The 21,567-nt window shown below is 75.7% G+C and carries 25 protein-coding genes; 10 read left to right on the plus strand and 15 right to left on the minus strand.

All coding sequences use genetic code 11. The annotated features are described in order from the left end of the window. Positions 1-55 precede the first annotated feature (55 nt). On the plus strand, positions 56-841 hold the full coding sequence (locus ACI799_RS04090) for an SDR family oxidoreductase (protein WP_456596246.1): 786 nt from the start codon (positions 56-58) through the stop codon (positions 839-841). A gap of 2 nt (positions 842-843) precedes the next feature. Beyond that, a complete protein-coding gene (locus tag ACI799_RS04095) occupies positions 844-1,338 on the plus strand; it encodes an N-acetyltransferase family protein (protein ID WP_456589159.1) in 495 nt (164 codons plus the stop codon). Between the two features lie 45 nt (positions 1,339-1,383). On the opposite strand, the gene ACI799_RS04100 is transcribed toward ACI799_RS04095, so the two are convergent. After that, the gene (locus ACI799_RS04100; RefSeq protein WP_456612487.1) at positions 1,384-2,565 is read right to left on the minus strand and encodes a UDP-N-acetylmuramate dehydrogenase; all 1,182 of its coding nucleotides are present in this window, start codon (positions 2,563-2,565) and stop codon (positions 1,384-1,386) included. Between ACI799_RS04100 and ACI799_RS04105 the strand changes: the two genes are divergently transcribed. Continuing rightward, positions 2,469-3,332, plus strand: a complete 864-nt coding sequence (locus ACI799_RS04105) for a class I SAM-dependent methyltransferase (protein WP_456589161.1) — start codon at positions 2,469-2,471, stop codon at positions 3,330-3,332. The two genes, ACI799_RS04100 and ACI799_RS04105, sit on opposite strands and share 97 nt — an antisense overlap. Before the next feature lie 7 nt (positions 3,333-3,339). On the opposite strand, the gene ACI799_RS04110 is transcribed toward ACI799_RS04105, so the two are convergent. Beyond that, a complete protein-coding gene (locus tag ACI799_RS04110) occupies positions 3,340-3,687 on the minus strand; it encodes a cupin domain-containing protein (protein WP_456599580.1) in 348 nt (115 codons plus the stop codon). Positions 3,688-3,797: 110 nt separating this feature from the next. Between ACI799_RS04110 and ACI799_RS04115 the strand changes: the two genes are divergently transcribed. Next, positions 3,798-4,637, plus strand: coding sequence for a spermidine synthase (locus ACI799_RS04115; protein WP_456596241.1), 840 nt, complete (start codon positions 3,798-3,800; stop codon positions 4,635-4,637). A gap of 74 nt (positions 4,638-4,711) precedes the next feature. Continuing rightward, the gene (locus ACI799_RS04120; RefSeq protein WP_456589164.1) at positions 4,712-4,915 is read left to right on the plus strand and encodes a PspC domain-containing protein; all 204 of its coding nucleotides are present in this window, start codon (positions 4,712-4,714) and stop codon (positions 4,913-4,915) included. Between the two features lie 25 nt (positions 4,916-4,940). On the opposite strand, the gene ACI799_RS04125 is transcribed toward ACI799_RS04120, so the two are convergent. The 7 genes from ACI799_RS04125 to ACI799_RS04155 form a co-directional block, all read right to left on the minus strand. Next, the gene (locus ACI799_RS04125) at positions 4,941-5,228 is read right to left on the minus strand and encodes a DUF2516 family protein (protein WP_456589165.1); all 288 of its coding nucleotides are present in this window, start codon (positions 5,226-5,228) and stop codon (positions 4,941-4,943) included. Between the two features lie 139 nt (positions 5,229-5,367). Then, positions 5,368-6,141, minus strand: a complete 774-nt coding sequence (locus tag ACI799_RS04130; protein ID WP_456589166.1) for a hypothetical protein — start codon at positions 6,139-6,141, stop codon at positions 5,368-5,370. A gap of 30 nt (positions 6,142-6,171) precedes the next feature. Continuing rightward, positions 6,172-6,636, minus strand: coding sequence for a helix-turn-helix domain-containing protein (locus tag ACI799_RS04135; protein ID WP_456589167.1), 465 nt, complete (start codon positions 6,634-6,636; stop codon positions 6,172-6,174). 89 nt (positions 6,637-6,725) lie between these two features. Further along, on the minus strand, positions 6,726-7,670 hold the full coding sequence (locus ACI799_RS04140; RefSeq protein WP_456612488.1) for an asparaginase: 945 nt from the start codon (positions 7,668-7,670) through the stop codon (positions 6,726-6,728). 130 nt (positions 7,671-7,800) lie between these two features. Further along, positions 7,801-8,361: an RsiG family protein gene (locus tag ACI799_RS04145; protein WP_456589169.1), complete on the minus strand. Its 561-nt coding sequence runs from the start codon at positions 8,359-8,361 to the stop codon at positions 7,801-7,803. A gap of 127 nt (positions 8,362-8,488) precedes the next feature. Then, complete coding sequence (gene ygfZ, locus ACI799_RS04150) at positions 8,489-9,598, minus strand: CAF17-like 4Fe-4S cluster assembly/insertion protein YgfZ (protein WP_456612489.1); 1,110 nt, start codon at positions 9,596-9,598, stop codon at positions 8,489-8,491. After that, positions 9,595-10,053, minus strand: coding sequence for a Fur family transcriptional regulator (locus ACI799_RS04155; protein ID WP_456612490.1), 459 nt, complete (start codon positions 10,051-10,053; stop codon positions 9,595-9,597). Before ACI799_RS04155 ends, ygfZ begins: the two co-directional genes overlap by 4 nt. Positions 10,054-10,091: 38 nt before the next feature. On the opposite strand from ACI799_RS04155, the gene ACI799_RS04160 reads away from it, so the two are divergent. The 3 genes from ACI799_RS04160 to ACI799_RS04170 all read left to right on the plus strand — a co-directional run bounded on the left by ACI799_RS04160 (position 10,092) and on the right by ACI799_RS04170 (position 13,759). Next, on the plus strand, positions 10,092-10,940 hold the full coding sequence (locus ACI799_RS04160) for an aminotransferase class IV (protein WP_456612491.1): 849 nt from the start codon (positions 10,092-10,094) through the stop codon (positions 10,938-10,940). Between the two features lie 91 nt (positions 10,941-11,031). After that, on the plus strand, positions 11,032-12,648 hold the full coding sequence (gene nhaA / locus ACI799_RS04165; protein WP_456612492.1) for a Na+/H+ antiporter NhaA: 1,617 nt from the start codon (positions 11,032-11,034) through the stop codon (positions 12,646-12,648). A gap of 352 nt (positions 12,649-13,000) precedes the next feature. Further along, positions 13,001-13,759 carry a hypothetical protein gene (locus tag ACI799_RS04170; RefSeq protein WP_456599576.1) on the plus strand — a complete coding sequence of 253 codons (759 nt, stop codon included), beginning with the start codon at positions 13,001-13,003 and terminating at the stop codon, positions 13,757-13,759. Here ACI799_RS04170 and ACI799_RS04175 read toward each other — a convergent pair. The 3 genes from ACI799_RS04175 to ACI799_RS04185 all read right to left on the minus strand — a co-directional run bounded on the left by ACI799_RS04175 (position 13,756) and on the right by ACI799_RS04185 (position 17,061). Beyond that, positions 13,756-15,465, minus strand: coding sequence for a DUF885 domain-containing protein (locus tag ACI799_RS04175; protein ID WP_456612493.1), 1,710 nt, complete (start codon positions 15,463-15,465; stop codon positions 13,756-13,758). The genes ACI799_RS04170 and ACI799_RS04175 overlap by 4 nt on opposite strands. Further along, entirely contained in the window at positions 15,462-15,995 is a 534-nt protein-coding gene (locus ACI799_RS04180; RefSeq protein WP_456589176.1) for an FABP family protein, read from the minus strand. Before ACI799_RS04180 ends, ACI799_RS04175 begins: the two co-directional genes overlap by 4 nt. 136 nt (positions 15,996-16,131) lie before the next feature. Then, the gene (locus ACI799_RS04185; RefSeq protein WP_456612494.1) at positions 16,132-17,061 is read right to left on the minus strand and encodes an NAD-dependent epimerase/dehydratase family protein; all 930 of its coding nucleotides are present in this window, start codon (positions 17,059-17,061) and stop codon (positions 16,132-16,134) included. Positions 17,062-17,190: 129 nt separating this feature from the next. On the opposite strand from ACI799_RS04185, the gene ACI799_RS04190 reads away from it, so the two are divergent. Further along, positions 17,191-17,868 carry a WHG domain-containing protein gene (locus ACI799_RS04190; RefSeq protein WP_456589178.1) on the plus strand — a complete coding sequence of 226 codons (678 nt, stop codon included), beginning with the start codon at positions 17,191-17,193 and terminating at the stop codon, positions 17,866-17,868. A gap of 126 nt (positions 17,869-17,994) precedes the next feature. Beyond that, positions 17,995-19,752, plus strand: coding sequence for a SpoIIE family protein phosphatase (locus ACI799_RS04195; protein WP_456612495.1), 1,758 nt, complete (start codon positions 17,995-17,997; stop codon positions 19,750-19,752). A 79-nt stretch (positions 19,753-19,831) separates the two neighbouring features. On the opposite strand, the gene ACI799_RS04200 is transcribed toward ACI799_RS04195, so the two are convergent. The 3 genes from ACI799_RS04200 to ACI799_RS04210 form a co-directional block, all read right to left on the minus strand. Further along, the gene (locus tag ACI799_RS04200; RefSeq protein WP_456589180.1) at positions 19,832-20,125 is read right to left on the minus strand and encodes a DUF1416 domain-containing protein; all 294 of its coding nucleotides are present in this window, start codon (positions 20,123-20,125) and stop codon (positions 19,832-19,834) included. Between the two features lie 6 nt (positions 20,126-20,131). Then, entirely contained in the window at positions 20,132-20,959 is an 828-nt protein-coding gene (locus ACI799_RS04205; RefSeq protein ID WP_456589181.1) for a sulfurtransferase, read from the minus strand. A gap of 236 nt (positions 20,960-21,195) precedes the next feature. Further along, positions 21,196-21,522 carry a thioredoxin family protein gene (locus ACI799_RS04210; protein ID WP_456589182.1) on the minus strand — a complete coding sequence of 109 codons (327 nt, stop codon included), beginning with the start codon at positions 21,520-21,522 and terminating at the stop codon, positions 21,196-21,198. Between the last annotated feature and the right edge of the window lie 45 nt (positions 21,523-21,567).

The following is a 21,567-nucleotide window of genomic DNA, read 5'->3' on the forward strand; positions in this document are numbered from 1 at the left end:
CCCCGACCGGCACCCCTGTCGGTGCTCCATCCTGCAACAGCGCCAGGATGGGCACATGTCAGGTTCCTCACCCCCGGCCCCCGCGGGGGCCGGCGCCCTGCCCGGTACCGGCCGCACCGCCGTCGTCACCGGCGCCTCGAGCGGGATCGGCGCGGCCACGGCCCGCCGGCTGACCGCCGAGGGCTTCGACGTCGTCGTCGGCGCCCGCCGCCTCGACCGTCTCGAGGCGCTCGCCTCGTCGATCGGGGCCCGGGCCCTCCCCCTCGACGTGACCGACCCCGGCTCGGTGGAGGCGTTCACCGCCGCCCTCGACCGCGTCGACGTGCTGGTCAACAACGCGGGCGGGGCGTTCGACACCGCGCCGGTGGCCGAGGCCGACCTGGACTCGTGGGCGCGCACCTACGAGGTGAACGTGCTCGGGACCGTGCGGCTCACGAAGGCCCTGCTGCCGGCGCTGCGCGCCAGCGGTGCCGGGGACGTGCTGTTCGTCGGCTCCACCGCGGGGCTGATCTCCTACGAGGGCGGCGCCTCGTACACGGCGGCCAAGCACGGGGTGCACACGCTGGCCGAGACGCTGCGGCTGGAGCTGTGCGGCGAGCCGGTCCGGGTGATCGAGATCGCCCCCGGCATGGTGAAGACGGAGGAGTTCTCGCTCAACCGGACGGGCTCGCAGGAGCGGGCCGACGCCGTCTACCGCGGGGTGCGCGAGCCGCTGGTGGCCGAGGACGTCGCCGACTGCATCGCGTGGGCGGTCACCCGCCCGCACCACGTCAACGTCGACCTGCTCGTCGTGCGGCCGCGCGCCCAGGCCGCACAGCACAAGGTGGCCCGGGAGGAGTGACGATGCAGATCCGCGAGGCGACCGGCGACGACTGGCCGGCGATCCACCCGATCTTCCGTGCGGTCGTCGACGCCGGGGAGACCTACGCCTATCCCGCCGGGCTCTCCTCCGAGGAGGCGCGGGCGCTGTGGATGGAGCCCCCGCCCGGACGCACGTTCGTCGCCGTCGACGGCGACCGGGTGCTGGGCAGCGCGAAGACGGGCCCGAACCGGCCGGGTCGCGGCTCCCACGTGGCGACGGCGAGCTTCATGGTCGACCCGGCGGCGCAGGGCCGCGGCGTGGGCCGCGCCCTCGGCGAGCACGTGGTCGCGGCGGCGCGCGCGGACGGCTACCGGGCGATGCAGTTCAACGCCGTCGTCGAGACCAACACGGCGGCCGTGCGCCTGTGGCGGTCACTGGGCTTCCGCGTCATCGGCACCGTGCCGGAGGCGTTCGAGCACCCCGAGCACGGCTACGTCGGCCTCCACGTCATGCACCTGGACCTGACCGGCGGCTGACGGCACGGTCGCGCCGGGTGGGGCCCGGAGGCGCAACTCAGCGGCTCAGCGCGATGGGGGGACGGCAACTGGTGGCGGTGTCGCCCGGTAGGGCGACGGGGTCGTCGGCTCGCGCTCCAGGGTGACGCCGAACCGCTCCCGCACGGTGCCGACCACCCGATCGGCGAAGGCCAGCAGCTCCGCCGCCGTCGCGCCGTCGGAGGTGGTGAGGGCCAGGCTGTGCCGTGACGACGTCCCCACCCGCCCGTCCCGGGTGCCGCGGCCGAAGCCGGCGTGCTGCACCAGCCACGCGGCGCTGAGCTTGACCAGGCCGTCGCCGGCCGGCCAGCTGGGGCACCCCTCGACGGCGTGCCCGGCCGGCACGACCGGGTTGGTGAAGAACGACCCGGCGCTGCGGCAGTCGGGGTCGGCCGGGTCCCAGACCATCCCCTTGCCGCGGCGCAGCGCCAGGACGGCGTCGCGGACGGCGGCCAGCGGCGCCCGCTCACCGATCTCGACGCCGAGGGACCGGGCCAGCTCCGCGTAGCCGACCGGCCGGGAGAGCTCGCCGGGGTGCAGCGCGAAGGCCACCTCGAGGACGACGAACCGGCCGGGCTCGCGCTTGAGCCGGCTGTCCCGGTAGGCGAACCCGCACTCGGCCGGCGCGAGCGTGCGCTCGGCCTTCTCGGCGCGGTCGTACACGCGCACGCCGGTGATGGTCTGCGCGACCTCCTGGCCGTACGCGCCGACGTTCTGCACCGGCGTCGCCCCGGTCGACCCGGGGATCCCCGACAGCGCCTCCACGCCGGCCAGCCGGTGGGCGACCGTGTAGGCGACCAGCGCGTCCCAGTCCTCCCCCGCCTGCACGGTGAGGCGATCGCCCGCCCGCTCGATCCCGCGGGAGCGGACGGCGACCACGTCACCCCGCCACCCCTCGTCCGGGGCGATGAGGTTCGAGCCGCCGCCGATGAGCAGCAGCGGGCGGCCGGACTCGTCGGCGTCGCGGACCGCTGCCACGAGCTCGGCGGCCGTCTCCACCTCGATCAGCCGCTCGGCGGGACCGCCCACGGCAAGGGTGGTCAGCTCCGCCAGCGGGACCCCGGATCGCACCTGCACGGGGACGACGGTAGCCCGGACTAGGCTCGCATCCGGTGAGCGAGCCGGGCAACGACCACAAGCGCCGGGCCTCGCTGTCCCCTCAGCCGCAGCGCAAGGCGCCCCGGCTGGCCGCGGGGCGGGCGCGGGCACTGGGCCTGCCCACCCGTGGGACCACCAACGCCAACCGGCTGCGCCGGGTCGACCGGTGGCTGGTGGCCACGCAGGTGCCGCGGCTGCGTGACGCCGCTCGTCCGCTCGTCGTGGACCTGGGCTACGGCTCCTCCGCCGTGACGACGCTGGAGCTGGTCGAGCGGCTGGGCCCGGAGGTCGCCGGCCTGGAGGTCGTCGGGCTGGAGATCGACCCGGCGCGGGTGGCGGCCGTGGCCGCCGACCGGGATCCGCCGCGGGTGGACTTCCGGGTGGGCGGGTTCGAGCTGGCCGGGCTGCGGCCGGTCCTGGTGCGGGCCTTCAACGTGCTGCGCCAGTACGACGAGGAGTCCGCGGCGCGCGCCTGGGACACCATGCGCGGCGCGCTCGCCCCCGGCGGGTTGATCGTCGAGGGCACCTGCGACGAGTGGGGGCGGCGCTCGGCCTGGGTGGCGCTGGACGCCGACGGCCCGCTCACCCTGACGCTCGCGGCGCGCGTCTCCGACATCGCGACGCCGTTCGATCTCGCCGAGCGGCTGCCCAAGGCGCTCATCCACCACAACGTGCCCGGCCAGCCGGTCCACGAGTTCCTGCGCGCCTTCGACGCCGCCTGGGCCGCCGCCGCCGGGATGAGCGCCTTCGGCCCCCGCCAGCGCTGGACGACGGCGGTGGAGGCGCTGGGCGCGCAGGGGTGGCCGCTGGTGGGCTCCAGCCGGCGCTGGCGGCACGGCGAGATCACCGTGCGGTGGTCGGCGGTCGCCCCGGTCTGAGCCTGCCTCACCCCTCGTCCGGCACCGGCGTCACCGGGCACTCGACCACCACGGCGGCCATCCCGGTGCCCGATCCGCTGTCGTGCAGCTCGCCGGGCTCCCAGAGGACGGCGTCCCCCGCCGCCAGCGCCACCCGGACACCGTCGCCGCCGGCCGCCCAGCCCTCCCCGGAGACCACCGCGAACAGCTGCCAGAGGCGCGTCTCGTGCCGACCCAGGATCGCGCCGGCCGCGAAGGTCACCAGGTGCACCGCGAAACCGGGCACCGGCTCCGGCACCCGGGCCGGCGAGACCATGGACACCCCACGGCTGCCGAAGGCGGTGATCTCCCGCGGCGGCAGCTCGATCCGGCGCACGTCGGGGACGGTAGCCGCCCGAGCGCCGAGGGCCCCCCGGGAACGCAGGTGGGACCATGGCCTGCGATGTCAGCGGGGACGGCGGAGCGCCGGATGGGGACGGCGCACCGGTGAGGACTCCCCCGGGGCCGGTCCCCGTCGACGGCGGCACCGCGGAGCTGCTCGCCGACGCCGACCGCGACGGCTCGTGGGTGCTGATGGTGAACGGCACCCCGCAGTCCCACGTGGACCTCGCCGACCCCACCCACCTGGAGTTCGAGTACGTCCGGCGGATCGGCCACGTGCTGGACCTGGCCGCCGAGCCCGGCGCCCCGCTCGACGTGGTCCACCTCGGCGGTGGCGCGCTGACGCTCCCCCGCTACGTGGCCACCACGCGCCCCGGGTCGCGCCAGCGGGTCGCCGAGATCGACCAGCCCCTCACCGACCTGGTGCGCGAGTTCCTGCCGCTGCCGCGCGCCGCCCGGGTGCGGGTGCGGGCCGCCGACGCCCGCGAGGCCCTCGCCGCGCTGCATGCGGACAGCGCCGACGTCGTCGTCACCGATGTCTTCGCCGGCGCCCGCACGCCCGCCCACCTCACCACCGTCGAGTTCGCCGGCCAGGTCGCGCGGGCGCTCCGGCCCGGGGGCGTCTACGCCGCCAACGTGGCCGACGGGCCGCCGCTGCGCTTCGCACGCGGCCAGGTCGCCACGCTCCGCACCGCCTTCCGGCACGTCTGCCTGCTCGCCGAGCCGGGCATCCTGCGAGGCCGGCGCTTCGGCAACCTGGTCGCCGTCGCCTCCGACGCCGAGCTGCCGCTCGCGGAGCTCAGCCGCGCGTGCGCCCGCGACCCGATGCCGTCGCGCGTGGTCGACGGCATCGAGCTGGACCGGTTCACGGGCAACGCCCGGCCGGTCCTCGACGCCGATGCGCAGCCCTCGCCCGAGCCACCCGCCGGCGTGTTCGGCCGCTGATCACCCGACCGTCTGCGCGGAACCCGAGGCCACGAGGACGAGACGAACTCGTCGCACGGACCTAGGCTGGCCGCGTGACGACACCTGCGCCGTACCGGCTGCGCCGGGACACCCGCCACAAGATGGTCGCCGGCGTCTGCGCCGGCATCGCCCGACGTTTCGGGCTCTCGCGCAGCGGCCTGCGCGTGGCCTTCGTGCTCTCCTGCGTGCTCCCGGGCCCGCAGTTCGTGGCGTACCTGCTGCTCTGGATCATCATCCCGGCCGACGACCGGCCCTGAGCCGGGTCGACGGGGCGGCCGCCTGCTACCAGGTGTTGTCGCGGCGCATCCCGCCGACGGCGGGACGCACGTCGACCAGGTAGACGATCGCCGCGATGACCGCGGGCAGCCCGAGCAGCGACAGCGGGGTCTTCAGCCAGAAGATGACCAGCAGTGCCAGGCCGGTGATCGCCGCCCAGGCCGGCTTGGTCAGCTTGCCGGCGGCGACGTACCCGGCGGCCGGCCGGATGAGGGCGTCCACGAACGCCCAGGCGGTCAGCCCCAGGGACGCCCAGTACAGGATGAGCAGCAGCCATCCGTCGAACACGCCCATGCCCCGAGCCTACCCGCGCTCCGCCGTCCGCCGGACCAGCGAACCGGCAGACTCGCCCGAAGGGAGGGGCTCGCCGGACGCGACAGGGCCCCGGACCGCTGGTCGCGGCTCCGGGGCCCTGGTCGGTGGCGCCGTGGCGTCAGTTCTTCTTGGTGGGCACCGCGGTCGGGTCCGCCGGCTTGGCGGCGCGGGCCCGGGTCACGCGGGCCGAGGTGGCCTTGGCCGGGGACTTGCGGGCGGCCGAGGTGCCCTTCTTGGCGGGCTTGGCCTTGGGCGCCGCGACGGCCTCCTCGGCGACGTCCTTGGTCGCGTCGGCGGCGTCCTCGAGCTTGTCCTCGGCCTTGGCCGCCGCCTTGGTGGCCTTCGCCGCGGTCTTCTGCGCGACCGAGGTCACCTCGTTGGAGGCCTCGACCACGGCCTCCGCGCCGTCCTCGAGCGCGTCCTCGAGAGCGTCCTCGACGGTGTCGACGGCCCGCTCGGCGCGACGGACGACGCGGCGGACACCGGGCTGGCGGCGCAGGTCCTCGACGACGACCGCGCCGCGCTCGGCCAGGGTCTCCACCGTGGCGGCGGCCTGGGTGCGGGCGGTCTCGACCAGCCCGGCGACGGTGCTGGCCAGCACCTCGGGACGGACGGCGTCGGCCAGCTGCTGGGCGGTGGTGCGGGCGGTGCCGGCGGCCTCGGCGGCCCGGGTGCGAGCCTCCTTGACGGCCAGGTCGGCCTGGACCTGCGCCTCGCCCGGCAGCGCCTCGGCGGTGCTGCGGAACTGCGCGACGACGGTGCGGGCCCGCTCGACGGCCAGGTCACCGGCGCCGACGAAGGCCAGCAGCGGGGTGCGGGCCTGCTCGGCGAGCGTGCGGCCCTGGGTCACGGCGAACTCGCCGTACTGCTTCACGGTCTGCGTGGGGGTCATGCGGAACTCCTCAGGAGTGGGGGGAGGGGGTCAGCCGGCGGCCGGGGACGAGGCCCGGTGCTCGCGGACGTAGGTCTCGTAGAGCTCGAGCAGGACGGCCTTGTGCCGCTCGGAGAGCGCGTCGTCGTTGCGGATCGCCGCCACGGTGTCCGGGTTCCCGGAACGCCGGTCGAGGATCCCCGCCTGCTCGTAGAGCGTCTCGGCCGAGATCTTCAGGCCCCGGGCGATCGACGCGAGGATCTCCGCCGACGGCTTGCGGAGGCCCCGCTCCACCTGGGACAGGTAGGGGTTGCTGACCCCGGCGGTGCGGGCCAGCTCGCGCAGCGAGACGCGCGCGGCGCTGCGCTGCTCACGGATGAAGTCACCTACCGACGAGCCGACCGCCGAGACGCTCGGTGCGTCGGCGACGGTGTCGGCCACGCTGCCGGCGACCCGGTCCACCCTCTCGCGGACCGTGGTCACCTGGTCGCGGACGAAGTCACCAGGGGTCTGCACGCCTTCGACGCTAACCCCGAGTGCTAGCTCTTGCAAGCGGAGCGGCTAGCACCCGTGGGTGATACCAGCCACACCCGGCCGGCGACCGGTCAGGCGTCCAGCGCAGCGGACTCCCGGACCTCGCCGACGACACCGGTCCCGCCGGAGACGGGTGTCCGCGCCCACGGGGCAAGCACCTCGGCGGGGACCCCGAGCCGGCGCAGCCCGGCCGCGAGCGCCGGCGTCCGCCCGCGGTCCCCGCCGTCGTCCAGCTTCAGCGCCACCGCTCCCGCACCCGGCACCGCCGCCACGTGCACGCCGTCGGCGCCGCCCTTCACCAGGAGGCCGGGGACCGCACGCATCAGGTCGGTGTCCTCGCGGCCCGAGCCGGCCACGAACCAGGGCTGGGCACGCATCGCGTCGGCGACCGCCCGCTCCCGCGAGCCGTCGGCCGCCTGCACCAGCGAGAGGACCCCGCGCGCCAGCCCGGTGAGCGGCAGGGCGTGCTGCGGCGCACCGCACCCGTCGACGACGACGGCCGCGACCGGCACACCGGCCGCCTCGCCCAGCCGCGCCTCGATCGCCTGCTGCAGCGGGTGCTCCCGCTCCAGGTAGCCCGCCGTCGGCCAGCCGGCGGCGACGCAGGCCGACAGCATCGCGGCGTGCTTGCCCGAGCAGTTCATGGCCAGGCGTTCGGGGGGGCGCCCGGGGACGAGCCAGGTCGCCTTCGTCGCCTCGTGCTGCGACAGGGCGGGCGGGCAGCCCAGGTCGTCGGGCCCCAGCCCGACGGCGGCGAGCATGCCGGCGACCAGGTCCCGGTGCCCGTCCTCGCCGCTGTGGGAGCCGGCACCGATGGCCAGCTCCTCGGCCGAGCGCGGCGTCCAGCCCGCCGCCAGCATCGCGGTCGCCTGCACCGGCTTGTTCGCCGACCGGGGCAGCACCGGCCGGTCGACGTCGCCGGCGGCGAACCGCACGTCCCCGTCGGCGCCCAGCACCACCAGCGCTCCCCGGTGCACCGACTCGAGGAACCCCGACCGCCGGACCTCGACCAGCACGGGGTTCTCCGGCCACGGTGAGGCGGAGGAACCGCCGCGAGCGTGCTGAGCTGCTGGAACGGTCACGCCTCAGGGTCCCATGCGGAGCGTGCGAGGCATGGGGGGAGGCGTGGTCCTTCTAGTGGTCCTCCTAGTGGCGTCCCTCGTCGGCGAGCAGGGCCGCGACGTCGGCCTCGCCGTCGCGGTACCGGCGGCCGAGCTCCGCGGCCAGGCCGTCCATGACCTGCTGCACGCCGCGGCGACGCTCCGACAGCCCCTTCTCGGCGTCGGCGAGCGCCCGCGCGGCCGCCTCGAGCTTCGCGTCGGAGAGCTCGGTGATCGCCGAGAGGTCGGCGCCTGGGGTGAGCGCGTGCACCCAGGACTCGTACTCCTGCGGGTCCGCCGGCTGCACCGTCTGGTGGCGGCCGAGGCCGTGGGCGGGGCCGCGCCCCTTCTCGGCGAGGATCTCGGGCAGCAGGTCGACCAGCGAGCGCCCGTCGTGCTCGGCCCGCCGCTGCAGCTCGCGCCGCACGATGTCCAGGCGCCCCTGCAGCAGCCGGCGGGTGTAGGAGAGGTTGACCTCCTGCTGCTCCGCCTCCCGGCGCAGCCGGCGCACGTCGCCCATGGGCCGGCTCACGGCGCTCTCCAGGAACGCCGGGTCCAGCAGCGCGTCGACGGCGGCACCCCCGGCGGGGGACGGCTTCGGACTCACGGGGGTGGCCTCCAGGTGCGGGACGCCCGGCGCACGGGCATCGGCGGTGGTCAGCGGCGGGCGCTGGCCGGAGCGTAGGTCAGCGCCCCCGACCTGCCCACCCGTCAGGCGGACGGCCGCGGCGCGCTCAGCCGATCGTCCCAGACCGGACGGCCCGGACCCGGTTCCGCGCCGCCACCTGGGTGTCGTCGAGCGCCGGCGCGGCGTCGTCGGGGTCGATCGCGGCCGTCGAACCACCCACGGTCAGCGCGGTGTCCTGGGCCACCGACTGCTTGACCAGCGCCAGGGCGATCACACCCAGCTCGTGGTGCCGGACGACGCTGCCCACCCGGCCGACCGTCCGCGTGCCCGCCAGCACCGGCTCGCCGGGGCCCGGCAGGTCCTCGCTGACCCCGTCGAGGTGGAGCAGCACCAGCCGGCGGGGCGGGCGGCCGAGGTTGTGCACGCGGGCGACCGTCTCCTGCCCGCGGTAGCAGCCCTTGTCGAGGTGGACGGCGGTGCTCAGCCACTCCAGCTCGTTCGGGATGGTCCGGTGGTCGTTGTCGAGGCCGAACCGCGGCCGCCGGGCCTCGACGCGCAGCGCCTCGTGGGCCGCAGCACCCGCCAGGGGGGCGCCCAGGCGGTCGGCCACGGCCCCGAGGTCCGCCCGCGGGACCAGCAGGTCGTGGACGGCGGCCGACCCGTCGCCGACCGGCGGCATGCGGCGCACCCACCCGGCACCGGCCGGCTCCACCGCGTACGGCGTGCTGGGCACGGGCAGCCCCGCCGTCGCCAGCACCTCGTCGGCGCCGGGGCCGACCAGGGACAGCACCGCCCAGTCGTCGGTGACCAGCCCCGGCTCCACGCGGAGCATGAACCGCATCCGCTCGAGGAACGCCTGCAGGGCGGGGCCGGCGCCCGGCTCGACGTCGACCCAGGTCGTGCCACCCAGCTCGGCGAGGACCAGGTGGTGCTCGACGTGCCCGTGGGGGCTCAGCACCAGCGCCTCGCTGCCGATGCCGTCGGCCAGCCGCTCGAGGTGCTGGCTGGTGATGCTGTGCAGCCAGGAGAGGCGGTCCGCCCCGGGCACCGCCAGGACGTCGCGGTCACTGCGATCGACCAGGCCGGCGCCCTCGGCGAGCAGCCGCTGCTCGCGCAGCGGGTCGCCGTAGTGCGCCGCGACGACGCGGGCGGACTCGGGTCCGGCCTCGAGGGGCACCGCCCCGGGCCGCGAGAGGAGGGGTGAGGGCGTGGTCATGACGACTCCGTTCCGGCGCGGTCTCGGCAGGCGCGGCACGTGCCCGACAGGGCGACGTGACCGACGTCCACGGTGAAACCCAGGTCGGCCGCCAGACGTTCCGCCGCCGCGTCGAGCAGGTCGGGGGCCGCCGACGAGATCACGCCGCAGGAGTTGCAGACCACGTGCAGGTGGGGCCGCTCCGCGGCGTGGTAGACCGGCGCGCCACGCCCCAGGTGGGTGTGCCAGACCAGCCCGAGCCGCTCCAGCAGCTCCAGCGTCCGGTAGACCGTCGAGGTGTCGGGGGCGCTGCCGCCGGGGCCGGCCTCCTCGCGCAGCCGGGCGCCGATCGCCTCCGGCGTCGCGTGCGGCAGCGCCGCGACCGCGGCCAGCACCCGGGCGCGCTGGGGGGTCAGCCGCAGGCCGCGGGCCCGCAGCTGCTCCGCCAGCGGAGCGGCGACGTCGTCGGTCCCCATGCGGTGAGCCTAAGCCCGCGGTGCGGCAGGCTGGACCCGTGAGCGAGCAGCGCAGGGTGGCGGTCTGGCAGGACGGCGCGGCGGCGCCGGTCCCCGCCGACCAGCCGGTCGTGACCGCCTTCGACCTCGGCCTGGCCCGCGGCGACGGCGTCTTCGAGTCCGTCCTCGTGGTCGGGGGGAGCACGCCGCACCTGCCCGCGCACCTGGCCCGGCTCGCCCGCTCCGCCGGTCTCCTGGGGCTGCCGCACCCCGGCGACACGGCCTGGCGGGAGCTGGTCGCCGTCGTGCTGGCCGGCTGGCCGACCGACGTCGAGGGCGTGTGCCGCCTCCTCCTCACCCGCGGGCTCGGCGACGGCGCGCCGCCCACGGCGCTGGCCCTGCTCGCCCCGGTCCCCGCGGAGACGGTGCGGCAGCGTCGCGAGGGCATCTCGGTGGTGACGCTCGGGCTCGGGGTGCCCGCGGACTTCCGCGCGGGGGCACCGTGGCTCCTCGGTGGCGCCAAGACCCTCTCCTACGCGGTGAACATGGCGGCCCAGCGGCACGCGCACGACCTGGGGGCCGACGACGTCGTCCTCACCAGCCTCGAGGGGCGGCTGCTGGAGGGCCCCACCTCGACCGTCGTCTGGGCCGCCGCGGGCACGCTGCACACGCCCCCGGTGGACAGCGGCATCCTCGCCGGCACCACCCAGGCGCGGCTGTTCGACGCCGCGCGCGCTGCCGGGTGGCCGACCGCGTCGACCCCCGGCACGGTCGAGGACCTGCACTCCGCGGACGCGGTCTGGCTGCTCTCCGGCGTGCGCGGCGCGGTGACCGTGCACACCGTCGACGGCGTGCCCCGCGGCGATGCCGGGCTGTCCCCCCGCATCCGGCAACTCCTCGCCGGGTAGCGTGAAACCCAGGTGCGCCGGGAAGTCTGGTCGGCAGCGCGTCCGTCGCCGGGCGCGCCCCCGACCCGATCCTGCCCTCCGGAGCCGCCCCGTGACGTCGACCGCCCCCAACCGCCTCTTCGGACGCGGCTCCTGGACCGAGGCGCAGCGCGTCGCCTCGGTGCTCCGCAAGGAGACCGTAGGCGGCGCCCTGCTGCTGGTGGGGGCGGCGATCGCGCTGATCTGGGCCAACTCCCCCTGGGCGGAGAGCTACGAGGCGCTGCGCGACACCCGGGTGGGGCCGGCGGCCCTGCACCTGGACCTCACCCTCGGGACGTGGGCCGCCGACGGTCTGCTGGCCATCTTCTTCTTCGTGGCCGGGCTGGAGCTGAAGCGGGAGTTCGTCGCCGGTGACCTCCGGGAACCGCGCCGCGCGGCCCTGCCCATCGCCGCCGCGGTGGGCGGCATGGCCGTCCCGGCGCTGTTCTTCGTGCTGCTCAACCTGGGCGGCCCCGAGGGTGCGCTGGCGGGCTGGGCGATCCCCTCGGCCACCGACATCGCCTTCGCCCTCGCCGTCCTGGCGGTGATCAGCACCCACCTGCCCAGCGCCCTGCGCACGTTCCTGCTGACGCTGGCGGTCGTCGACGACCTGCTGGCCATCACGATCATCGCGATCTTCTACACCTCCGCCCTGGCGGTCACCCCGCTGCTGCTGGCGCTGATCCCGCTGGCGCTGTTCGGCTTCCTGGTGCAGAAGCGGATCCGCTCCTGGTGGCTCCTGCTGCCGCTGGCCGCCGTCACCTGGGTGCTCGTCCACGAGTCGGGCGTCCACGCCACGGTCGCGGGCGTCCTGCTCGCCTTCACGGTCCCGGTCGTCCGCAGCGAGGCCGCCGGCGGGCCCGACGCCGGGCCGGGCCTCGCCGAGCACTTCGAGCACCGCATCCGCCCGCTGTCGGCCGGCGTGGCCGTCCCGGTCTTCGCGTTCTTCTCCGCCGGCGTGGCGGTCGGCGGGCTGTCGGGCCTGGGCGAGTCGCTCGGCGACAGCATCGCCATCGGCATCGTGGCCGGGCTGGTCGCCGGCAAGGCGATCGGCATCACCGGCGCCACGTGGCTGGTGGCCCGCTTCACCCGGGCCCAGCTCGACGAGAACCTCGGCTGGCCCGACGTCCTGGGGCTGGCGCTGCTCGGCGGTATGGGCTTCACCGTCTCGCTGCTGATCACCGAGCTCGCATACGGCGCCGAGAGCGAGAGCTACGAGCACGCCAAGGTCGGCATCCTGGCCGGCACCGTCGCCGCGGCGCTGCTGGCCAGCGTGATCCTGCGGCTGCGCAACCGCCGCTACAAGGCGATGTACCTGCACGAGCTCAGCGACCTCGACCAGGACGGCATCCCCGACGCCTGGGACACCGTCGACGACCGCGTCGAGCAGCCGGCCCGCGCGGCCGCCGCGCCGCCCGGCCCCGGCGCCACCCCCGCGACCGAGGAGCTGGGCGAGGAGGCCGCGCGACCCGGCTACGAGACGGTCGACGACCAGGCCGAGCACGAGCCGGAGTGGGAGGGCGTCACCCCGCCTCCCGGGCGCACCGCCACCCACGCCGCCGAGGACCTCGGGGACGACGACGGTCCGCGGCCGGACTACGAGACGGTCGACGACCAGGCCGAGCACGACCCCGACTGGTCGGGCACCCGCCCGCCGGGGCGCACGATCGGTCCCGGCAGCGGGAGCTGACCGCCGTCCGGCCGGTCCGGGACACGCCGGTCCAGGACCGGCCACCAGGGCGTTCGCTCACAGCGGAGCAAATCGGTTGCCGCTCCCGTGCCCGCGGCCGTACCGTCGTGGCACACGAGAGAGGAGGTGGTCCGTAACTTTGCTGAGCTACAGGACTCGTGAGGTGGCTGTCCGCTAGCCGCCGTCCAGATGGGCCGCCCGTTCGGATGGGAATCCGAACGACGGCATGATCGCCCGTCCGTCGATGGCGGCGAGCGAGAACCGGACAGTCACCCGACCCCCGGGCCGCCGACAGTTGTCCAGTCGGCCCGCGTGCAGCTTCCCTGTGGAGCGCCGCGGAGCAGCCCGGGGGTTGTCCGTTTTCCAGGAGGCGTACGTGCAGCTCGGCGGACTCCCCGTCGAGACCGACGTGTCCGCCGGCGCCTGGCTCGCCGAGGCGGTTGGCCGGGCCCACTGGGGCACGGTGGCCTCGCTCGTGCCGCCGGTGTTCCCCGCCTACGCCCGCGTGCTGCACCCCGCCTACCGCTACGAGGGCGACGACGACGTGGAGGTCCCCTGGGCCGCGGTCGCCGCGCTCAACGGCACCGTCGTCCACCCGCTCGCGCAATGGCCGGCGGTGACCGGCGGCTGGGAGTACCTGCACGAGGACAGCCAGCCCCCCGACTGGGACGGCGCCCCCGCGGAGGGGCACCTGCCCACCGCGGTCGCCGCGCGCATGGCTGCCGTGCTCGCCCGGCACACCACCGCGCCCGGGGACTGCCTGTTCGGCCGGTGGGCCGGCTTCGGCGCCGACGCCGCCGCACTGCGCGGTCAGCCCACCCTGCCGCTGCCCCGGGGCCGCGACGCCGTGCTGGTGCAGGGCCGGGTGGCCGACGCAGCGCGCAACCTGGCGCCCGAGCCCGCCGAGCAGAGCGCCAACCTGTGGTGGCCGGCCGACCGCGCCTGGGCCGTGGCCACCGACATCGACCTGATGAGCACCTACGTCGGCGGCAGCCCCGCCTGCGTCGCCGAGCTGATGGGCACGCCGGGGCTGGAGGTCCTGGCCTCCGGGGTGGACGACCGGGTCGGCCACGCCGACGACCCGGTGAACCCGACCCCGCCGCGACGCTAGAGCACCGCGAGCTCCGCCTCGAGGTCGTCCAGGCCCAGCGACCCCTGCGACAGCGCCGCCATGTGCCAGGCCTTCAGGTCGAAGGCCGCCCCGTGGGCCCGCTGGGCCGCCGCCCGGCCGGCCAGCCACGCCCGTTCCCCGAGCTTGTAGCTGATCGCCTGCCCCGGGATCCCGAGGTAGCGCACCAGCTCGCTGTCGAGGAAGGCGACGTCGGCGCCGGAGTGCTCGCCCAGGAAGGCGCGCGCCAGCTCCGGCGTCCAGGGCTGACCGCGGTGCTCGGCCAGCGCGCCGCCGGCGTCGTCGGGGACCGGCAGCTGCAGGTGCATGCCGATGTCGATGACCACCCGCACCGCCCGCAGCTGCTGGGCGTCCAGGAACCCCAGCCGCTCCGCGGGGTCGCGGAAGTAGCCGAGCTCGTCCATCAGCCGCTCGGCATAGAGCGCCCAGCCCTCCACGTTCGCGCTCACCGAGCCGACCGAGGTCTGGTACGTCGACAGCTGGGAGGAGACGTGGACCCACTGGGCCAGCTGGAGGTGGTGGCCGGGAACGCCCTCGTGGTACCAGATCGAGACGAGGTCCCACAGCGGGAACCGGGTGCGGCCCAGGGTGGGCAGCCAGGTGCGGCCAGGACGGGAGAAGTCCTGCGCCGGCCGGGTGTAGTACGGCGCCGCCGCACTGCCGGGCGGCGCGATCATCGCCTCCACCCGCTTCACCGGCTCGGCGAGGTCGAAGTGCGCCCCGTCCAGCTCGGCGATCGCCTCGTCCATCATCTGCTGCAGCCGCTCGCGGATCTCCGCCACGCCCTCGACGGCCGGGCCGTTGGTGGACAACCAGCGCATCGCCTCCAGCGGGGTGGCGCCCGGGCGCACCTTCTCCGCCTCGATCCGCTGCTCGGCGAGGATCCGCCGGTGCTCGGCCCAGCCCCAGGCGTAGACCTCCTCCAGCCCGCCACCCGAGCCGAGGTCCGACCCGGTCCAGCGGCGCACCGCCCGGGTGTAGCGCTCGCGGCCCACGGCGTCGGGCACGTCCTCGGTGCGCGGGCCGTACTCGTCGCGCAGGTGGTCGCGGATCGCGGCCACCGCGGCGTCGGCGGCCTCGGCGGCCGACCGCAGCTGCGGTTGCAGCGCCTCCGGGCCGGCGGCCACGAACGTCGCGAAGTAGGGACCGGCCAGCCACTGGTCCAGCTGCTCGACGACGGTGCGCACCTGGCGCGGGGCCACGAGCAGGTTCCGCCGGGCGGCCTCCTCCAGCGTCTCCCGGTAGGCGCGGTAGGCGTCCGGGACACGGGCCAGGCGCCGAGCGAGGACGGACCAGTCCTCCTCCGACGCCGCCGGCATCATGCTGAACACCTGGCGCACCGAGTGCACCGGGCTGAAGAGGTTGTTCAGCGAGCGGTAGGGCTCCCCCACGGCGTGCGCGTCCAGCTCGGCAGTGAGCCGCTCGCGCAGCAGCCGGGCGCACCGGCGCTCGACCGGGTCGTCGCCGAGCGCGGGGTCGGCAGCCAGCACCCGGTCCAGCTCGGTGAGCGTCTCGCGCGCCAGCGCCGCCTCGGCCTCGATGCCCGCCGGCGACAGGTCCGGGAGCCGGTCGTCACCGGGGCGCACGCCGAGCGCCGTGGCCAGGATCGGGTCGAGCTCGGCGGCCCGCGCGACGTAGGCGTCGGCGACCTGGCGAGGAGTCGTGGCGCGGCTCGTGCCGGCCGTCATCGGATGCGCTCCAGGCGGGCCGACATGACCGGGCGGGGCGGCTGCTCCCCCAGGGCGCGGTCGATGGCGTACATCAGCGCCCCCTCGACGATGCCGTAGAGCCGCACCGACCGGGTGACCTCGGCTGCGTCGGGCGTGCGCGCCAGCACGTCGCTGGTGAGCTCCCAGCTGGTGGTGGTGCGGGCGGTGCCGACGTAGATCTCCACGAGCCCGTCGGGGCTGGCCACCAGCAGCTCGACGTCGTCGTTCCCGCGGGGGCGCCAGAAGCCGGACTCCCGGACGTCCGGCCCCACGATCCTCCCGTCGTCGGTGAGCCGCCAGGTGCGCGACTCGTACGCCAGGAAGCCCCGTCCGTCGTGGGCGAACCGGATCCACTGGCCGAACCGGTGGTCGCCGCCGGTGCCGGCCGCCTGGCCCTCCCCGTGCCACTCCCCCAGCAGGGGCAGCACCGCGAGGAGCTGCTCGGAGACCTCCGGCCCGCTGCGGACGTCGGCGGTGTCGGGCACCGGCAGTTCGGTCGGGCCGCTCATCGCCGGCCCGCCTTCGGGCCGCGCGCGAGCCGGAGGGCGCCGTAGCCCAGCGCCGCGGCGCCGGACGCCGTCAGGGTGACCAGGAGCCAGGCAGAGACCATGGGAACCACCGTAGTGACGGCGGGGCGACCGGTCCTCAGGCGGCCACCGGTGCGTGCTCCGCGGTCGCGGCGACCACCTCGGCCCACGGGGTCGGCGCGATGCCGAACGTCGCCGTCGTGTCCGCCGCGTCGACCACGTACTCCTGGTCGAACTGGTGCCGCACGGCGACGACCTCCCGCATGAGCGGCGAGAGCAGCCCCACCGCGCGCAGCACCGGCCAGGGCACGCCGCGGACGGTCGGCGCCGGGGCGGACATGGCCGCCGCCAGGTCGGTGAGGGCGGCGCGCTGGGAGCGCGGTGGGGCGCTCGGCACGTGCCAGGCCCGGCCGAGGGCGCGCTCGTCGGTGCCCAGGGTGGCCAGGGTGGTGGCGACGTCGGGGAGGTAGGCCCAGCTGCGGGGAGCGTCGGGGTCCCCGATCACCCAGGCGGTGCGACCGCGCCGGAGGGCGGGGAGCTGGCGCATCAGGTGGGACTGCGCAGCCGGCACCTGCGGTCCGACGAAGTCCGCGGCGCGGGCCTCGGTGATCCGCACCCGGCCGGCCTGGTGGGCGGCCAGCGCCTGCTGCCACATGCGCGCCCGGACGAGCCCCTTGGTGTCGGTGGCGGCCAGCGGCGTCCGCGGCGTCATGGGCCCGTGGGGGCGCCCGTAGGGGTAGAGGTTGGACATGGTGACCAGGACGGCGCCGGTGCGCTCGGCGGCCAGGAGCAGCGCGTCCGCGACCGGCGGCCAGTCGGTGGCCCACCGGTGGTAGGCGGGGTTCACCGCGTTGTAGAGCGCGGCCGCGCCGCGGGCGGCGTCCGCGAGGGCCCCGGCATCGGCGGCGTCCACCTGCCGGTGCTCGAGCCCGTCCGCGGAGACCCCGCCGCTCCGGGAGAGGACGCGCACGTCGTGCCCGCGCTCCCGCAGTTCCCGGGCGGTGGTCAGGCCGACCGGCCCCTTGCCGACGACGACGTGCAGTGCCATGGGTGCTCCCCGGTGGTCTTGATGTGAGCGGTGCTCTCGTTGTGGGGCAATGCTCGCGCTGGCGACCGGTGCGTGTCAAGAGCACTGCTCTCGCTTGCGCGCACTGCTCCGAAGCGGCACGCTGGGCCGGTGCCCACCGCCCGGGAGCGCGTCCGCGCCGAGATCACCGCCGAGATCGCCGACGCGGCCCGGCGGCAGCTCGCCGCGGTCGGTGCGGCCGGGCTCTCCCTGCGGGCGGTGGCCCGCGAGCTCGGCATGGCGTCCTCCGCCGTGTACCGCTACGTCCCCAGCCGCGACGAGCTGCTGACCCGGTTGATCATCGACGGCTACGACGACCTGGGCGCCGCCGCCGAGGCCGCCGACGTCCCCTCCGATCCGCCACGCCGGCGCTGGCTGGCCGTCTGCCGGGCGGTGCGCGGGTGGGCTCTGGAGCACCCGCACGAGTACGCGCTGCTGTACGGGTCGCCCGTCCCGGGGTACGAGGCGCCGGCCGAGACCGTGCCCGCCGCCGCCCGCGCAGGCGTGGTCCTCGGGCGCATCCTGGGCGATGCCGCCCGCTCCGGGGCGCTCCCCGAGGCCGCCGGCGAGCGCGATCCGGGCCTGATCAGCGACGGCGCGGTCGCGATCCTGGGTGGCGAGCACCCGGCCCTCGACGAGACGGTGCGCGTGCGTGCCCTGCTGGCCTGGAGCTCGATGTTCGGTGCCATCAGCTTCGAGCTGTTCGGCCACCTGGTGGGCTCGGTGGTCGACCGCGACCGCTGGTTCGACCGCGCCATGGCCGAGCTCGCCGGCTCGCTCGGCCTCTGACCGGCCACCGGCGCGGGCCGGGTGAGGCCGACCCGACAGCCCGGGTTGCTGGTGAGCCGGGGGGTCGTACGGCAGGCTGGACCGGCCCCGCGCACGCGGGAGACAGTGGGAGGAGCGGACATCGGGATGGCCCAGGCCGGCCGCAGCGCGGCGCAGATCACGGGCGAGGAGTCGCTGCCCGGGACGCCGTCGTGGTTCTCGGTGCTGCAGGACTCCTCGCTGCTGCTCGCCGCGGTCTGCGACACGGGGGGCACGCTGCTCACCGCCAACCGGCTGGCGCTGGAGGACTGCGGCTTCGACCGCCGCGACCAGCTGGGCCGGCTGCTGTGGGACGTCGGCTGGTGGGCCGGCGACCCCGAGGCCCGCGCCCGGGTCACCGCCTGGTGCCAGCAGGTGGCCACCGGTGGCGAGCCGGTGCGTGCGGCCACCGGCTTCTTCCTGGCCGACGGGACGCGGCGGGTCGCCGACCTGACCCTGCAACTGGTGAGCGAGGGCACGCAGGAGGAGTACCTGCTGGTCACCGGCCTGGACGTCACCGAGCGGCTGGAGAACGAACGCCTCACCGCCGAGGCGCGCGCGGCCGGTGCCGAGGCGACCACGCTGCGCCAGGTCGCCACCGCGCGCGCCCGGGACCTCGAGGTGCTGCAGGAGACCGAGGCCAAGCTCACCCGGGCGCTCGCGATCACCGAGCGGGTGCTGGCCAACGTCGCCGACGGCATCTACGGCCTCGACGTCGACGGCCGGGTCGAGTTCCTCAACCCCGCCGCGGCCCGGCTCACCGGCTACCCGCCCGGCGAGCAGCTCGGCAAGGACCAGCACGCCCTCATCCACGGCACGCGCCCGGACGGCTCGCCCTACCCGCGCGAGGAGTGCCCGGTCTGGCGGGCCCTGCGCACCGGCCGCACCGTCGTCGCCGACCAGGAGACGTTCTGGCGCAGCGACGGCACCCCGATCCCGGTCGAGATGGTCGTCGTGCCCACCGTGGAGGACGACGAGCTCACCGGCGTGGTGGTCTCCTTCCGCGACCTCACCGACCGGCTGGCCGCCCAGCGCCAGGCCGCGGAGCTGGAGTCCCTGGCCGCCCGGGCCGCCGCGGACCGCGCCCTGTCCGACCGGCTGCAGCAGTCCCTGCTCACCCCGCCGCCGGAGCCCGACCACCTGCAGATCGCCGTGCGCTACCGCCCCGCGGCGCACGAGGCGCAGGTGGGCGGCGACTGGTACGACGCGTTCCTCCAGCCCGACGGGGCCACCATGCTGGTGATCGGCGACGTCGTCGGCCACGACAGCAACGCGGCCGCGGCCATGGGTCAGCTCCGCGGCCTGCTGCGGGCGCTGGCCTACGCCGAGGAGGACGGCCCGGCGGCGACCCTCACCCGGGTCGAGCACGCGGCGCGGGGGCTGGCGGTCTCCTCGCTGGCCACCGCCGTGCTGGCGCGCATCGAGCGGCATCCCGAGGAGCCCGTCGCCGGCCGGCGGCTGCTGCGCTGGAGCAACGCCGGGCACCTGCCGCCGATCCTGCTGGCCCCCGACGGCACCACCACGCTGCTCACCAGCACCCCGGAGCTGATGCTCGGGATCGACCCCGGTGCGCCCCGCGGCGACCAGACCGCCGACCTGCTCGACGGGTGCACCCTGCTGCTGGTCACCGACGGGCTCGTCGAGCGCCGCGACATCGACCTGGACGAGGGCCTGGAGCGGCTGCGCGAGGCGCTGCGCGACCTCGGCCGCACCCACTTGGAAGAGCTGCTGGACACCGTCCTCACCCGGCTGGTGCCCGACGCCGGGGCCGACGACGTCGCCATCGTGGCCGTCCGCGCCTTCCCCGAGGACCGGCCCCGGCCGGCCGAGGCCGGTCCGCGCCGGGTGCCGCCGGGTCTCGCCTGAGGGCGGCCCCGGGTGCGGCGCCCCGGGAACACCGACGGCCCGTCCCCCGGAGGGAGACGGGCCGTCGGACACCACCGCGTCAGGCGATCGGGACCGTGGTCTCGTTCAGCCCCACCTCGGCGGCGAGCTCGCGCTCTCCCTTGCCGACCGCGGCCAGGGCGCGCAGCTTCCACGGCCCGGGGGCGGCGAAGAACCGGAACTCACCCTCGGGGCTGGTGACCACCTCGGCGGTGAACTCGTCGGTCGAGTCCAGCAGCCGGACGTATGCCCCGGCCACCGGGGCGCCGTCGTGCCACACCGAACCCTGGATGACCGTCTGCGTGCTCAGGTCGATCCCGTCGAGGGAACCGCCCTGCTTCGGCGCTCCGCACATGTCAGCTCACTTCTCGATCGGGACGCCGACGAGGGAGCCGTACTCCACCCAGCTGCCGTCGTAGTTCTTGACGTTCTTCTTGCCGAGCAGCTCCCGCAGGACGAACCAGGTGTGGCTCGAGCGCTCGCCGATGCGGCAGTAGGCGATCGTCTCCCGGCTGTCGTCGAAGCCCTGCTCGGCGTAGAGCTTGGCCAGCTCCTCGTCGGACTTGAAGGTGCCGTCCTCGTTGGCGGCCTTGCTCCACGGGATGTTGATCGCCGTGGGCACGTGGCCGGCCTTCTGCGACTGCTCCTGCGGCAGGTGCGCGGGCGCGAGGATCTTGCCGGAGAACTCGTCGGGCGAGCGGACGTCGACGATGTTCTTGCTGCCGATGGAGGCCACGACCTCGTCGCGGAACGCGCGGATCGAGAGGTCCGGCTCGCTCGCCCGGTACTGCGTGGCCGGGCGCTGCGGAGCGTCCTTGGACAGCGGGCGCCCGTCCAGCTCCCACTTCTTCCGGCCGCCGTCCATCAGCTTCACGTCGGAGTGGCCGTAGATCTTGAAGTACCAGTAGGCGTAGGCGGCGAACCAGTTGTTGTTGCCGCCGTAGAGCACGACGGTGTCGTCGTTGCCGATCCCCCGGGCCGACATGAGCTCCTCGAAGGCGCTCTTGTCCAGGAAGTCGCGGCGCAGCGGGTCCTGCAGGTCCTTCTTCCAGTCCAGCTTGACGGCGCCCTCGATGTGGCCGCCGTCGTAGGCGCTGGTGTCCTCGTCGACCTCGACGAGGACGATGCCGGGCTGGCCCAGGTGCTCCTGGACCCAGTCGACGGTGACGAGCACGTCGTTGCGGCTCATGGTGGTGGTCCTCCGGATGATCGGTGTGCGGTCGGTCGGTCTGGTGCTGCAGGGACGACGCTGATCGCTCGGACCGCGGAACTCACGGGAGAGAGGGGCATCCCGACGGCGCGGAGAGCGCGTCTGGACGGCGCGGTGCCGCCCTCAGAGGGCGGGACACAGGCAGCTGCCGACGCGGCACAGGTCGACTGTGCGGCGCGAGGTCAGCAGGATGCCCACGGCGCGAGGGTAGCCGATCACCGCGCCCCGCCCACGTGGGCGTCCACCAGTGCGAGGAGTTCCTCCGGCCGGGGTGCGCCGGTGCTGCGCCCCACGAGCGCTCCGGCCCGGTCGAGGTAGAAGAGCGTGGGCGTCCGCCGGACGCCGAGCTCACGCACCTCGTCCAGGTGGCTCTCCGCGTCGACGTGCACCGTGACGAGGCCGGGTCGGGTCGCCTCCAGCCGGGCCAGCCGCGCCCTGGTCGCCCGGCACGGCCCGCAGAACGCGGTGGAGAACTGCACCACGGTCAGGTCCGCCTCGGCCGGTCGCACGCCGAGCCGTCCGAACACCGCAGTCGTGTCCACCGCATCCACCTCCGCTCCGGGCACCGGCTGGCACGAACCGGGGCC

The sequence above is a fragment of the Blastococcus sp. SYSU DS0753 genome (assembly GCF_054051175.1).

Coding starts and splice junctions, on each gene's coding strand:
- ACI799_RS04090 (WP_456596246.1), top strand. CDS start 56: ATGTCAGGTTCCTCACCCCCGGCCCCCGCGGGGGCCGGCGCCCTGCCC.
- ACI799_RS04095 (WP_456589159.1), top strand. CDS start 844: ATGCAGATCCGCGAGGCGACCGGCGACGACTGGCCGGCGATCCACCCG.
- ACI799_RS04125 (WP_456589165.1), bottom strand. CDS start 5,228: ATGGGCGTGTTCGACGGATGGCTGCTGCTCATCCTGTACTGGGCGTCC.
- ACI799_RS04130 (WP_456589166.1), bottom strand. CDS start 6,141: ATGACCCCCACGCAGACCGTGAAGCAGTACGGCGAGTTCGCCGTGACC.
- ygfZ (WP_456612489.1), bottom strand. CDS start 9,598: ATGACCACGCCCTCACCCCTCCTCTCGCGGCCCGGGGCGGTGCCCCTC.
- ACI799_RS04155 (WP_456612490.1), bottom strand. CDS start 10,053: ATGGGGACCGACGACGTCGCCGCTCCGCTGGCGGAGCAGCTGCGGGCC.
- ACI799_RS04175 (WP_456612493.1), bottom strand. CDS start 15,465: ATGACGGCCGGCACGAGCCGCGCCACGACTCCTCGCCAGGTCGCCGAC.
- ACI799_RS04180 (WP_456589176.1), bottom strand. CDS start 15,995: ATGAGCGGCCCGACCGAACTGCCGGTGCCCGACACCGCCGACGTCCGC.
- ACI799_RS04185 (WP_456612494.1), bottom strand. CDS start 17,061: ATGGCACTGCACGTCGTCGTCGGCAAGGGGCCGGTCGGCCTGACCACC.
- ACI799_RS04195 (WP_456612495.1), top strand. CDS start 17,995: ATGGCCCAGGCCGGCCGCAGCGCGGCGCAGATCACGGGCGAGGAGTCG.
- ACI799_RS04200 (WP_456589180.1), bottom strand. CDS start 20,125: ATGTGCGGAGCGCCGAAGCAGGGCGGTTCCCTCGACGGGATCGACCTG.
- ACI799_RS04205 (WP_456589181.1), bottom strand. CDS start 20,959: ATGAGCCGCAACGACGTGCTCGTCACCGTCGACTGGGTCCAGGAGCAC.